General features: G+C 45.8%; 10 protein-coding genes. 3 read left to right on the forward strand and 7 right to left on the reverse strand.

Annotated elements, in window-relative coordinates:
* Positions 1–170 precede the first annotated feature (170 nt).
* The 5 genes from GTQ48_RS15505 to GTQ48_RS15525 form a co-directional block, all read right to left on the reverse strand.
* Positions 171–1790: a methyl-accepting chemotaxis protein gene (locus tag GTQ48_RS15505; protein WP_163107484.1), complete on the reverse strand. Its 1620-nt coding sequence runs from the start codon at positions 1788–1790 to the stop codon at positions 171–173.
* 164 nt (positions 1791–1954) lie between these two features.
* Positions 1955–3136: a topoisomerase IV gene (locus GTQ48_RS15510; protein ID WP_163107485.1), complete on the reverse strand. Its 1182-nt coding sequence runs from the start codon at positions 3134–3136 to the stop codon at positions 1955–1957.
* Positions 3137–3170: 34 nt separating this feature from the next.
* Entirely contained in the window at positions 3171–3575 is a 405-nt protein-coding gene (locus tag GTQ48_RS15515; protein ID WP_032095715.1) for a type 2 periplasmic-binding domain-containing protein, read from the reverse strand.
* A 505-nt stretch (positions 3576–4080) separates the two neighbouring features.
* The gene (locus tag GTQ48_RS15520) at positions 4081–7188 is read right to left on the reverse strand and encodes an efflux RND transporter permease subunit (RefSeq protein ID WP_163107486.1); all 3108 of its coding nucleotides are present in this window, start codon (positions 7186–7188) and stop codon (positions 4081–4083) included.
* A gap of 14 nt (positions 7189–7202) precedes the next feature.
* On the reverse strand, positions 7203–8252 hold the full coding sequence (locus GTQ48_RS15525; RefSeq protein ID WP_163107487.1) for an efflux RND transporter periplasmic adaptor subunit: 1050 nt from the start codon (positions 8250–8252) through the stop codon (positions 7203–7205).
* 174 nt (positions 8253–8426) lie between these two features.
* Here GTQ48_RS15525 and GTQ48_RS15530 point away from each other — a divergent pair, with 174 nt between their 5' ends.
* The 3 genes from GTQ48_RS15530 to GTQ48_RS15540 all read left to right on the forward strand — a co-directional run bounded on the left by GTQ48_RS15530 (position 8427) and on the right by GTQ48_RS15540 (position 11161).
* Complete coding sequence (locus tag GTQ48_RS15530; protein ID WP_163107488.1) at positions 8427–8963, forward strand: NUDIX hydrolase; 537 nt, start codon at positions 8427–8429, stop codon at positions 8961–8963.
* 155 nt (positions 8964–9118) lie between these two features.
* Complete coding sequence (locus GTQ48_RS15535; protein ID WP_163107489.1) at positions 9119–9886, forward strand: class II aldolase/adducin family protein; 768 nt, start codon at positions 9119–9121, stop codon at positions 9884–9886.
* A 90-nt stretch (positions 9887–9976) separates the two neighbouring features.
* Positions 9977–11161, forward strand: a complete 1185-nt coding sequence (locus GTQ48_RS15540; RefSeq protein WP_032095710.1) for a mandelate racemase/muconate lactonizing enzyme family protein — start codon at positions 9977–9979, stop codon at positions 11159–11161.
* 99 nt (positions 11162–11260) lie between these two features.
* On the opposite strand, the gene GTQ48_RS15545 is transcribed toward GTQ48_RS15540, so the two are convergent.
* Together GTQ48_RS15545 and GTQ48_RS15550 are read right to left on the reverse strand one after the other, a co-directional pair.
* Positions 11261–12298: an amidohydrolase family protein gene (locus GTQ48_RS15545; protein ID WP_163107490.1), complete on the reverse strand. Its 1038-nt coding sequence runs from the start codon at positions 12296–12298 to the stop codon at positions 11261–11263.
* Positions 12299–12316: 18 nt separating this feature from the next.
* Positions 12317–13126 carry an SDR family NAD(P)-dependent oxidoreductase gene (locus tag GTQ48_RS15550; protein ID WP_163107491.1) on the reverse strand — a complete coding sequence of 270 codons (810 nt, stop codon included), beginning with the start codon at positions 13124–13126 and terminating at the stop codon, positions 12317–12319.
* Positions 13127–13213 lie beyond the last annotated feature (87 nt).

Consider the following 13213-nt stretch of genomic DNA (forward strand, 5'->3'; position numbering starts at 1 on the left):
ATATTAAATAATTAAAACTTGCTCGTGAATGACATTCATGGTCATTATCTAATGCTAAAGGCATGATTTTAAGCATATAAATGAAAAGGGATCTACATAAGTAGATCCCTAATAAAGTATCAGCCCATCCGCAAGGAGGCTTTTTAGTATAGATGAATCTAACCGTATCGCTATACGCGGAACTGTTTAGCTATAGACTCTAAGTGCTGCGCTAAATTAGCCAATTCATTACACATGCTCCCCAGCTCCCCAGAGCGTGTTGCCGTTTGTTCCGTGCGCTGATGAATTTCATCTACGTGGCGGACAATATCAATAGCAACAGTTCGCTGGTCTTCGGTGTTGTGGGCAATTTGCTCGTTCATGTTGTTTATACGGCCGATGGTGCTGGTAATTGTTTCAAGGCTACTTCCAGCTCTATTTGCCGTTTCTACACTATTAGAGGCTTGTTCGGTCCCCTTAGCCATAACTTGTACCGCTGATTGCGCCGCACTTTGAAGCTGCTCAATAGTATTTTGAATTTCTTCTGTTGATTGCTGAGTACGCGACGCCAACGTTCTCACTTCATCGGCAACCACCGCAAAACCACGACCTTGCTCGCCAGCGCGGGCGGCCTCGATAGCTGCGTTAAGTGCCAGTAAGTTTGTTTGCTCCGCTATTCCTTTAATTACATCTAATACAGAGCCCACCTTATTCGAATCAGACTCTAGACGGCCTATAACATCAGCAGTCTCACGAACATTATCAGCAAGTTGTTGAATACTCGTCACAGTTTGCTGAACAATTTGACGACCTTCGCTTGCAGCGCTGGTGGCTTCGTTAGCGTCACTTGCTGCTTGTGCAGCACTTTGCGCTACACCGTCGACCGAGCCGCTCATTGTATCGACTGCTTGTTTTGCGTTAGTTGCTGAACGCTGTTGTACATCGATAGTGCGCTGTGTTTCTTCCGTCACGCCGCGCAAGTTTTGCGCTAAGTTTGACAGTGGAAGGCTTGCCTCAACAACGTCTTTCACCACGCCCTGAAGTTTGTCCATAAATTGATTGAACCAGTGAACCAGTTCACCAATTTCGTCTTCGCTTTGCGTTTCAATGCGAACCGTTAAATCGCCATTTTCCTGTGCAATATCTTTTAATGAGCGAACTACATCGTCGATACTTTGCTTAATACCGCGAACAATAGGGATAGCGGTGGCAAATAATAATATTGAAACCACTATCGCTAACACAACGCCGGTACTGATAAGTGACGTATTGGCCGAATCAGTATTTTCAAACGCTTTTTCAAAGGCATCTTGCTGGTCGTCTCTAAAGCGAGTCATTGCCACAATTACACCGTCATAAGACGAATTCATTTGGCTGGATAGCTCGCCTAATCGACTAAAGTCAGCTGTGCCATCAACCATTGACTGCGATACATTAAAAGCGACTTTAAAATAGTCGTCGAAACCGGAGGAGATTTTAGCCATGTCGGAGCGAAAGTCGGGGCTAATACCCGCAATTTGATTCATTCCGTCTTTAGCTTCTTTTGCCAATTCTTGCGCAGCAACGAGGGTATCTTGATCGCCAGTAGTCACGGCGCTAGATAAGGTATCTCGTACCTTTTGCATTTCCACGAGTGTGGAGGCCGATAGTTGAAGTGCTGGAAACTGCACGGTTTGGACTTTTTCTAAAATAGCGCCATTGTTTAACGCAGTATAGACAGTGATTAGGAGGTAAATAACGAAACTTAAAGCAGCAATTCCCGGGATCAGGAAAATTTTAGTCGCTATTGGCATTTTTTTAAGAAAACTCATCTGCTATCTCACTATTTTTATTATCGTCCAACTACTGCTCAGGAATACCTGACAAGACACTACTACTGTAATATATCTACAAGATTAACGAAAACTTTAATAAATAGTTGAGGCTCGGCGCTCTAGGTACTTATTGAGTACTCGCGCCGAGCTTCATTAGCGTTTTAGAACGTGTAGTTCACGCCGACTTTTAGCAACGTAGCGTCGTTTAAGTCGTTAAGGTCATCGCTATACCAAGTAACATCCGCCTTTAGCGCTAGGCCAGGCTCAACATCATAACGAAGACCAGCAGTTACCGCAGACACGTCAAGGTCCTGCTGTGCAGCAATACCGCTAGCTGCTTGATAAATGCCAGACCAAGTAGCATCTGTTACCGCATCGCCAGTCTCGATTGTTGGCGGTAGTGCTGCAACTAAACCAAGCTGCGCGCCATTGTCTGCCTCTTCAACTTCATACGTAATATGCGGGGTAAATTTCCCAAAACGTAAGCCAGCAGTCACATACCATGCTTTGTTGTCGGCAATAACAGAACCATCCACTTCTGTTTGAGTGTATTCTGCCCCCACAAACCAATCGTACTTATCTACACCAACGGCAACCTCAAAGAAGGTTCCGGTATCTTCTTCAATGCGCAAACCAGACGCTAATGCCGATGCACCAGGAACCACTGCACCAAATTGACCAGCGCCGTCTACAAACGCATCAAACTCTGCGTTTTCTGCGCTAGTTTTTCCGCGAGCTAGCAACGTACGTGCACTGAACCAATCTCTTGTTACTTCAAACGATACCGCTAAAACATTATCTAAGGTAAGCGCCGCTGGTATTCCAGAAATGGTAGTGTCGGCTTGAGCACGACCTGTAGTGAACTGTGCGCCATATTCCCAGTCACCTGAGTAGTTGGAGTAATCAACTCTTACACCATCAATGTTGTTAAAGTCGATGCCGTATACCGAGTCAGGTGGCGTTAACCAGTGATAAGAGTAACCTACATCTAACGATGCAGAGTATTTGAATAACGGCATACGAATGCGGCCTGCACTAATGCTTGTCGTATTAGACACATTATATGTCATATACGCCCATTCGAAGTCGGCGTCGTAGTCGTCTCTACCACGACCAACAACCTGCGCGGTAGCAGACAACTTGTCGCTGATTTCACCGCGAACTTGTAAACCAAATACACTGGCTGGGTCGAAGCTAAAGTCGCTGTCGTAGTCGTAAACCGATTCATTGTCGTCAAGTGTCATTCCGCCAATAAGGTTAGCGAAACCATTAATTTGAACTTCGGCGATAGCGGGTGCTGCCACAAGGCTAGCCATTGATAAGATAGCAAGTTTCTTTTTCATGCTTGTTCCTTTAATTCAGTCTAATACGGTAAAATTAAAACGTTGCTACTACGCGAACGCTATCGTTCACAGCACCTGCGTCTACAAAGCCTATAGCGCCGGGGTTTGATGCGACTTCAGCAATCACTTCTGCGTCAGAGCCTAATGATTTTGGCGGCTGACCTTTCCCCGTAAAGACAAGCTTCGACCAAAAGGCCGTTAATTGAGACGCTGTTTTGTTAAGAACTTTACCGTTAAATTCGTCGGTTACAGCCTGACCTTCTTCAAGTGCTACAGGTTCGGCCTGAGTACCGCTAGGAAATGCCTTAGCTTTATTTAGAAACAGACGTGTGATGGTTGCTTTATCAAGCGAATCGCTATTACTTGGGTGCACAACAACCGCTACATCAGCAAATGCCATGTTGCAACATAATGCTGCTGCAAGAATCCATTTTTTCATAAGATATCCTCTTAACTAATTCACGGTGTCATTCACCGTATCTGTCGAAATCAGCCTGTGTTTAGCTTGTCACTCACCTCAAACGTAGTGTGAAAAGACTGGTTCATCCAGTCACAATTCGACAACCGATTAAGTATTGGTCACAAACGCCATTAACGCCAATTAAGTCGTTAAGTTTTAATAACTAAAAATTAGTAACTTAGGCACAACAAGCTGTGATGGCGCGCAGTGTATAGGGAAGGGATTATTTGGCAACTAGACTAAGGACTAAGGAGCGACGATGGTGATACGACCAGTATTAAAAAATTTAATACATACTAAGGAAATTTAGAAAATCAAACATAAAAACAAAAACTTAACGAATTACGGGAAAAAGCTAAGCGCATCAAAACCAATATCAACGTATTAAATAACATACCTAACAAAGTAAACCTAGAAGCCTTGATTCGGTGAGCATAGGGCGAGCAGCCCGAGTTGGACTAACTCGCACTAACATTAACTTAAGTTAAACGTCGCCTTTTTTATAAGGAATATCGCTATCGAGCTTTTCAATTTCCTGGGTTCGTTTAAGGGGTGAGTCTGTATTTCTTGCTAGCCAACTGTACGCCGTCGGCACTACATATAGCGTCATAAAGGCCGATACCAACACGCCTGAGAATATCACCATGCCAATCACCATACGACTTTCGGCGCCAGGACCTGTCGCTAGCACCAACGGCAATGCACTGAATACGGTTGTAAACCCAGTCATCACAATGGGGCGTAATCTTTGTGTGGCTGCCCGCTTTAACGCTTCTTCAAACTCCATACCACTGTCTCGTAGCTGATTGGCGAACTCCACAATAAGAATACCGTTTTTCGCCGCGAGACCTATTAGCATGACCAGTCCGATTTGACTGTAGATGTTTATCGTCATCCCTGAGAAAAATAGACCAATATAGGCACCAACGAGTGCTAAAGGTACTGTTAGCATGATAACGAGCGGATGTACCCAGCTCTCAAACTGTGCCGCTAGAATAAGATAGGTAATAGCCAGCGCGAGCATAAACACATAGATAAACGAGCTGCCAGCCTCTTGGTACAGCTGTGACTCACCTTTGTAGTCTATAGATACGTTGTCAGGCAGCTCAGTACGAACAATCTCTTCTAGATATGTCAGCGCTTGGCCAAGGGTATAGCCCTCGGCTAGGTTTGCTGAAATTGTCACTGCCCGCATTCTATTGTAGCGATTTAGTCGTGAAGACGTAGCTTGCTCTTCAAAGGTAAGCAGGTTGTCCATGGGAATGAGCTCACCGGTTCTCGCTGAGCGAACGTACAGATTTTCAATGTTATTTGGGCTTCTAAAGTCATCTTCGATACCCTCTAAAATAACATCGTATTCCTCTCCCCTATCGAGGAAAGTCGATACTCTGCGCTGTCCCAGCATTACCTCTAGCGTTCCACCAATATCACTGATGGACACACCTAAATCGGCCGCCCTGTCGCGATTGATATTCACTAAAAGCTGAGGTGAGGTTTCTTTATAATCTGAATCTAATCGGATAAGCCCCGAGTTTTCAGCGGCTTTTTCAAGCACAGTATCCCGCCAGGCCACTAGGTTTTCATAGGTGTCGCCTTTTAACACAAACTGTACAGGACGCCCAAACCCGCCACCGGACACACCGCTTCGCATAATGGAAAACGCTCTTACATCAGGCACTGCGGTGAGCTTTTCGCTTAACTCATCCATAAGCTCAAAGGTACTGAAATCTCTTACATCCCAATCAGCCGAACCTACAATCGCAATCCCTGCATTGCCACCAAACCCAGGCGTTCTCACCAAAAGGCGATTAATTTTTCCATTTTCGCGATAAGGCATAAGAATGTCTTCAATCTGTTTGAGGTTGTTGGCGTTACTCTCAAAGCTCGCGCCTTCCTGCGCATTCATCAGAATAAAGAAGTTGCCTCTATCTTCTTTAGGCACAAACTCACTGGGTACTTTCTCTGAAAATTGAATAATAGCGATAACTGCAAATACCAGCAGCAACAGCATAAGAATGGGCTGATGCAGGGTTTTGCCTAAACTCGAAAAGTAACGATTTTCAAGCGCGGAAAAGCGCGAGTCCATCCAGCTTCCAAAGCCAGAGGCACGCTCTCGCTTTTTCAGAATTTTAGAGGCCATCATTGGCGTTAGTGTAAGAGCGGTAAAGCTAGAGAACGCTACGGCAGCGGCGATAGCCAATGCAAACTCAGTAAACAAGCGGCCAATATTCCCTTCTAAGAATACCAGCGGAACAAATACTGAAATAAGCACGAGTGTGGTCGCAATTACTGCAAACCCAACTTCTTTTGCGCCTCGATAAGAGGCCAAAATGGGCGGTTCGCCCATCTCAATTCTTCGATAAATATTCTCGAGAACAACAATGGCATCATCAACCACTAAGCCTATCGCTAACACCATTGCTAACAAGGTAAGTAGGTTGATTGAAAACCCGAGTGCGTACATCACAACAAAAGCGGCAATAAGCGAGACCGGCACGGTAACCGCGGGAATTAAGGTTGCGCGAATATTGCCAAGGAAAAGATAAATCACGATAACAACCATAAGCATAGCGATGCCAAGGGTTTCGTACACTTCATCAATAGAGGCTTCAATAAACACGGAAGAGTCGTAGCTAGGTACAATGAAAATGTTATCTGGCAGTGAGGCCTCTATTTTCGCTATTTGTGCTTTTGCGGCTCGAGCTACTTCCAAGGTGTTAGATTTCGACTGCTTGATAATACCAAGCCCAATCATATTTACCCCGTCGCCACGAAACTCAGTTTCATCGTCTTCTGCGGTTAATTCTACGTTGGCGATTTCGCCTAACCGAACTAGATACCCGTTTTCGCCCACTGCTACGGTTAATGCCGCAAAATCTTCTGGTGTCAGGAATGTGCGCGCGACTCGTACTTCGAAGTCTCTGTCTACAGATTCTACTTCACCCGCCGGTAGCTCAACATTCTCGGCTCGAATGACTTGCTCTACATCGGCTACGGTAATGCCACGGGCAGACATTGCCGTTCTGTCTAAGAACACCTTCATGGCATAGCGACGTCCGCCCCCTATCTGAACCCTTGCAACGCCATCAACAATAGAAAGTCGGTCGACAAGGAAGCGCTCTGCATAGTCGGTGAGCTCCATCGTATTAAGGTTAGTGCTTCGTAAGTTGTACCACACCACTGCACTTTCATCTGAGTTTGCTTTGGATACTTCGGGAGGATCGGCTTGATCTGGCAAATTATTTAATGCACGACTGACCCGCTCTCGCACATCGTTGGCAGCGGCATCGATATCCCGAGAAAGTTTAAACTCGATTGTAATATCAGACCTGCCGTTTCGAGACGTTGACGTCACGTTCTTAATGCCTTCGATGCCGGAAATTCTGTCTTCTAACAGTTGAGTTATACGGGTTTCAACAATATTGGCCGAGGCACCAGCATAAGTGGTATTCACTGATACAATAGGCGGGTCAATATCAGGGTATTCCCGTAGCGACAGCATGGAAATGGCAACCACGCCGAAAATAACCAGTAGCAGGTTAATAACGGTAGCAAAAACCGGGCGTTTAACAGAAACGTCAGACAATAACATAGTGCTGCGCTCCCTTATCGATTCAGAACATTAACGGGGGATTCATCGCGCACCCGCAATGTACCTTCGGTAATCACTTCGTCGCCCTCACTAATACCTTCTATTATTTGCACTACACCAGGTCTTCTCTCTCCAATGCTCACCTCGGTTTGGTGCGCTACATCATCTCGCACCACGTAGACGAATTGTTTGTCTTGTACTGGCACAAGGGCTTTTTCAGGAAGGACAAGTGTATTGAGGACACGTTTTTCAACCGTAACGGTAAGCAGCATACCGGGACGCAAGCGATTGTCTTTATTCTTTATGGTTGCGCGAACGTTGATAGCGCGAATGACAGGGTCAAGGCGAGTATCCACATTGCTGATCACTCCCTCAAACTCTACCCCAGGGTAGGCAATGGAAGAGGCGGTGAGTCGCTGTCCTGCAGCAACGCTGGCAAGGTGAGTCTCTGCCACACTAAAATCGACTTTCACCACGCTAATATCATCAAGTGTAGTAATTGTGCTTCCAGGCTGAACAAGCGAACCTTTACTGATCATTCTATTGCCCAACAAACCGGTAAACGGCGCGCGAACCTGTAGTTCGTTAAGCTGCGCTTTGGCAATATCTAACTGCGCTTCTAACGCTTTTACCCGAGCGTTTTGCTCGTCGAGTAATTGCTCTGATGTGGCGTTTGTTTGGCGTAAGTCTGAAATACGGGTGAACTGACGTTTAGCTTCGTCAATATTTGCTTTTAATTCTTCAACGCGAGCACGCTCTTCAGAGTTATTTAACTGAACTAACAGCTCACCTTCTTTTACCTTATCGCCGTCTTCAAAATTGATGCTCGCAATGGTTTCTGTCACTTGCGCCGTAATGTTGACCGATTCATTAGCCACCGCGGTTCCAAGGGATTCTATTGTGATCGGCAGCGCTTCAATACTGGCAAAGGCAGTTTTGACGGGAGTAGCACGCTGCCCCCCTTGCTGCTCGACATTGTCTTCTGGCAAATTCAAATACACGACAATACCTGCCAACAATGCAACGCCAATTAACAGTGGTGATAAAGAAAAACGTGAAGACATAACCTTTCCTATAGGTAAAATAACAACCCGTGATAGAGTAGTCATCAGGCAACTATTTATAAAAGCGGTGCACAAAGAACAAAGACATCTACGGGTATTCCGTTTACTACGTTTATTGTGTGCAGCACTAGTATTTATTGATTTTATTTTGTTAAGAGTATTCTACCTTTTTCAATGACTTTCTTTTTTCGCTTATCACCTATTTTGGCAGTTTTAACGCTTTTGGGCTGTTCTCAACACTCACCGAGTGACCCCCAGTGCCGACAATCTGCATTACTTGAATCGCAAGCTGTCGATCAAAGCTTTAATACTAACGACACCCAAGCTGCTGTGTGCCTTATCAAAACCCAAGATAAAGCGGTGCTTATTCGCCATCGATTAAGCGGAAAACTCGATTTTCCCGGCGGAGGCGTGAACGAGGGTGAATCACTATCTTGCGCTGCACATCGCGAAACATGGGAAGAAACCGGCTTTAATGTGCTGGTTCGAAAGCAAATAGGTAAAACATCCAATGGACTAGCCCTATTTGCCTGTGACTTAGACTCAGGTATCGACTTACTGCCTGAACGTTTTAGTCCGCCTTCGTGGGCAGCGCTTGAAGTGATTGCAATTGAAAAGGTGGACCCGTTTTTACTAAATCATAAGGCGCTGCGCTATGCCGACGACCTTATTCCCCTTCGCGATGGGTTTATAGCGTTTGACACTAACTAATAGCCATACCAAAGTGAGATTTGAATCTCACTTTTGATACATTGTAAGAAGCGGTTAAGGTGGTGAGCCGTGTCTCATCGCGCTATACATAAAAAGTAGAATAGAAAGAACAAAAGAAACAGACCGCCCCTATTTTTAATATTAAGGAGTAAAGCGTGTTTACATTGCCGACACAGAGCCTTAAAGGCACCGTATCAGAACAAGAGTGGCAAGCCCGTGTTGATTTGGCAGCGTGCTACCGCCTTGTGGCGGATATGCGCTGGGGCGACCTAATCTACACGCATATATCAGCTAAGGTGCCGGGAACCGAGCATTATCTTGTTAATGCCTTCGGGTTAACGTTTGACGAAGTGACCGCGTCGAATTTAGTGAAAGTAGATCTAGACGGCAATATTCTTGATGAGACGCCCTACGGCATAAACCCAGCAGGCTTTACTATTCACAGTGCAATTCACGAAGTACGTCATGATGCAGAATGCGTCATTCACCTTCACACGCTGGCCACTATCTCAGTGGCATCGGTCAAAGGCGGTTTAAAGCCATGGAGCCAGTACTCAATGTTTTCACTGCCCTCTTTGTCATACCATGAGTATGAAGGGCTTGCCGTTGACGACGCTGAGCGAAAACGACTCCAAGACGATTTGGGTGATACTAATCACATGCTGTTGCCCAACCATGGCGGCCTGACATTAGGCCCTACTGTGGGTGATGCGTTTATGCGCTTTTACGACCTTCAGCGAGCATGTGAGATACAACTTGCATTAATGCAGTCTAATGAAGAGGTCATTGAGATCCCCCAACCTATCATTGACGGTATCTATGACCAGGCCAAAGTTGTGCATAGCGGTGCAACCGGCGGACAAAAAGCATGGCCTGCTATGTTGCGCAAGGCGTACAAATTAGACCCAGGATTTTGTGAATAACATGACTACGTACTTGTGATCACAGCCACCTGCTGATGTTTACAATGAAGCGTTAAAGATTGAAATAAATAACGGAACAGAACCTACATTATGAAAGTGACCAAAGTAGAAATATTCGACATCGAATGCCCGAAGCGCCCTCAGTGGAACCCTGTGTTTGTCAGAGTGTATACCGATGAAGGTATTACCGGCGTGGGCGAAGCGGGTCTTGCCTACGACTGGGGCCATAGCGCCGCCGCTAATATGGTAAAAGAAATTGCCGAAGCCTTACTGATTGGATTTAATCCTTTTAATACCGAACTTTTATGGTCTCGCATGCTGCGCGAAGGCTTCTGGGGACTAGGTGGAGGCCCGGTTTTCTATTCTGCAATGAGCGCTATAGACACTGCGCTTTGGGATATCAAAGGCAAAGCTCTCGGCCTACCGGTTTATGAACTTCTTGGTGGTAAAACTAACGGTAAACTTCGCAGTTACGCCAGCCAACTTCAGTTTGACTGGGATACAGAAATCACCAAACTTAACGACCCTGCCGACTACGCTCGCGCTACTGAAAAAGCGTTAAAAGATGGCTACGACGCGGTTAAAGTTGACCCAATTGTTTACGACAAAGACGGTAACACCCACTTTGACAGAACCAAGCTGTTTACCAAGCCGGAACTCAAACTGTTTCGCGCGCGTTTACAAGCAATGCGTGACGTTATGGGTGAAGACGGTGATATCATTTTCGAATGCCACAGCTTGCTAGGTGCCTCTACCGCTATTCAGTTAGGCAGTATTGTAGAAGACATTGGCTGCTTATATTACGAAGAACCAGTGAACTACTTAAACTCTAAGCTACATGACAAAGTAGCGAAAAACGTGAAGGTGCCTATTGCAGGTGGCGAACGTTTATACCATCGTTGGGATGTGCGGCCTTACCTTGAAGATCAATCCATCGACGTACTACAGCCTGATGTGGGTCTTTGCGGTGGCTTTACCGAAGCGAAAAAGGTGTGCGATTACGCTGATATTTACGATGTGCGTATTCAGGCACATGTATGTGGTGGCCCTGTGGCAACGGCAGCAAGCCTACACCTTGAAACAGCCATACCAAACTTCCTGATCCACGAGCATCATACCTATGCCACTAAAGCGTGGAATAGAGAGTTGTGTATTCAAGACCCTCAGCCAGTGAATGGCTTTATTGAGGCACCTGATACGCCGGGAATTGGTATCGACTTAAATGACGACATTGTGTATCGCTCTCCTCATATGACGGTAACTGAACTGAAATAGCGAGTGATATAAACTGGGGCACCGCAAACTAGTAAAAGATTCTACTTTTTTGGCGGTGCTTTTTTATTAGCTTAGGATTTTCCCCATCAGCGTGTAACCCTAAAACTGATACCACTTGTATGCATTTTTATGACGCAGCTTCTCTGCATCATCCTTGCTTAGACTAAAAGCCGTAGAGGCTGTTTGAGACTGCATACGCTTGAGCATGTTGTCATACCCTTTTAGTAGTTGAGCGTAAGGCATTCGCCAGGTACACAAGGGAAAATTGCTCGCCAGCATAATGTTATCTATAGGAAGTATATCAAGAGCGGTATTAAGCAATCGCTGAACATAAGACCACGTCCATTGCCTGTCCTGCATCTCCATACCCGAAAATTTAAATGCCACATTGCTGCATTGCGCTAAGGCAATTAAATGACGCTGCCATTTTGTGTAAGCAAGGCTGGAATAAGAGTGCCTGCTTGAATTAGTGTGCTTGCTACAAGAGCCTTCAGCGGGTAAGGAGCCTTCAGCGGAAAAGGAGCCTTCAGCGGGTAAGGAGCCTTCAGCGGAAAAGGAGCCTTCAGCGGGTAAAGCCTCATCAGGCAAAACGTCAGCTGAAAAAGGCGCTGCCGCAACATGATTCACTATTACCGTCAATTCAGGAATACGCTCAATCACATTCAATAACGCGCTGACGCTTGCCCCATCGGTAATATCGAATTGCGCATCAAAAGATAGGTTGTTTGCAGCCATATGTTTCAGGCTATGCAGCACCTTAGGGCTTCGCAATAGGGTGGCTGCATCATCATCAAGAATATGACGAAGCCCACTTACAGAGCGAAAACGTTTTAATCTATCAATGTCTGATAAGGAGGTAGACGACTGCAAGTCAATATTAGCCACACTGCGAAACGGTTTTACACAGTGCTGCTCTAAAAACGCCACCTCTCGCCACGGTTGCCCGTTATCAAAACCTGCCTCAATATGCACAAACCCTCCGAGCGTTGCGTGATTTCCTTTGAACAAACCCCTTTCATATACACTGCGTGCGATGACAGACTTGTCCCGCCAATAGGGCGGATTATTAGGCTTTAGCCAGTCGTAATGACCGTGCTGAAGGGCAAAAAAGTGTATATGAGGGTCAATCCAGTTCATGGGCGTTCTTCCACATCATTATTGCGCCGTGTACCCACCATCTACGGCATGAAGGCTTCCAGTGATAAAAGACGCTTTATCGCTACAAAGGAAATAAGTGAGTTCGGCGACGTCTTGAGGTTGACCTAGCCTGCCAATGGGCTGGGCTGCCGCCTCTTCTGCTACAACGTCGTTTTTATTTGCCCCAGAACGCGAGACATAGTTGTCGATGGCGTTGTGAAATAATGGGGTTTCAATAGTGCCAGGACACACCGCATTCGCCCTTATATTAAAAGAGGCATAATCAAGGGCGGTACTTTTAGCTATGGACGCCAATGCAGATTTTGTTAGCCCATAGGCGAAGGAGTTTTGTTTTCCCACATAGGATTGATCAGAGCCCATCACCACTATTGCACCTGATTGCTGTGCTTTCATAACAGGTAATGTATTTTTTATTGCGGCGTAAGCTCCTTTAATATTTAGGTTTATTATACTGTCGAGTAACGCTTCGTCAGTCTCTTCGATAGTGGCTGATACGTGTTTGCCCGCATTACACACCAACGCATCAATACGTTTATAGTCTTGTGCGACAGACGCCAGTGCTTTTTCTACCTCGCTCACGTTGCTTACATCGCACTTTACCCACTCACAATGTAGCGGGGCGACGTCAAAGTACCTAATGTCTAAATTCACCACGCGATAGCCGTTTTCAGCAAATGTTTTACATACGGCAAGGCCAATTCCCAAACTGCCACCCGTTACCACGCAGACTGGGCTATTATTAAGCTTAACGTCAGTATTAACGCTTACGTCAGTATCAATTTCGGTATTCGTTGTGGTATTGGTCATAGCTCACGTTGCCCCTAGTCTATTTCTGTTTCTCTGTGCTTTCTTTGTGATTGCGCTAGTATCTGTGGCGTAAGCATGCCAGCGAGT

The sequence above is a fragment of the Alteromonas genovensis genome (assembly GCF_010500895.1).
GTDB classification, from domain to species: domain Bacteria; phylum Pseudomonadota; class Gammaproteobacteria; order Enterobacterales; family Alteromonadaceae; genus Alteromonas; species Alteromonas genovensis.

Bases quoted from the DNA above. Each gene is read 5' to 3' on its own strand.
- GTQ48_RS15515 (WP_032095715.1), bottom strand. From the start codon at position 3,575: ATGAAAAAATGGATTCTTGCAGCAGCATTATGTTGCAACATGGCATTT.
- GTQ48_RS15510 (WP_163107485.1), bottom strand. From the start codon at position 3,136: ATGAAAAAGAAACTTGCTATCTTATCAATGGCTAGCCTTGTGGCAGCA.
- GTQ48_RS15505 (WP_163107484.1), bottom strand. From the start codon at position 1,790: ATGAGTTTTCTTAAAAAAATGCCAATAGCGACTAAAATTTTCCTGATC.
- GTQ48_RS15530 (WP_163107488.1), top strand. From the start codon at position 8,427: ATGACTTTCTTTTTTCGCTTATCACCTATTTTGGCAGTTTTAACGCTT.
- GTQ48_RS15525 (WP_163107487.1), bottom strand. From the start codon at position 8,252: ATGTCTTCACGTTTTTCTTTATCACCACTGTTAATTGGCGTTGCATTG.
- GTQ48_RS15545 (WP_163107490.1), bottom strand. From the start codon at position 12,298: ATGAACTGGATTGACCCTCATATACACTTTTTTGCCCTTCAGCACGGT.
- GTQ48_RS15540 (WP_032095710.1), top strand. From the start codon at position 9,977: ATGAAAGTGACCAAAGTAGAAATATTCGACATCGAATGCCCGAAGCGC.
- GTQ48_RS15520 (WP_163107486.1), bottom strand. From the start codon at position 7,188: ATGTTATTGTCTGACGTTTCTGTTAAACGCCCGGTTTTTGCTACCGTT.
- GTQ48_RS15550 (WP_163107491.1), bottom strand. From the start codon at position 13,126: ATGACCAATACCACAACGAATACCGAAATTGATACTGACGTAAGCGTT.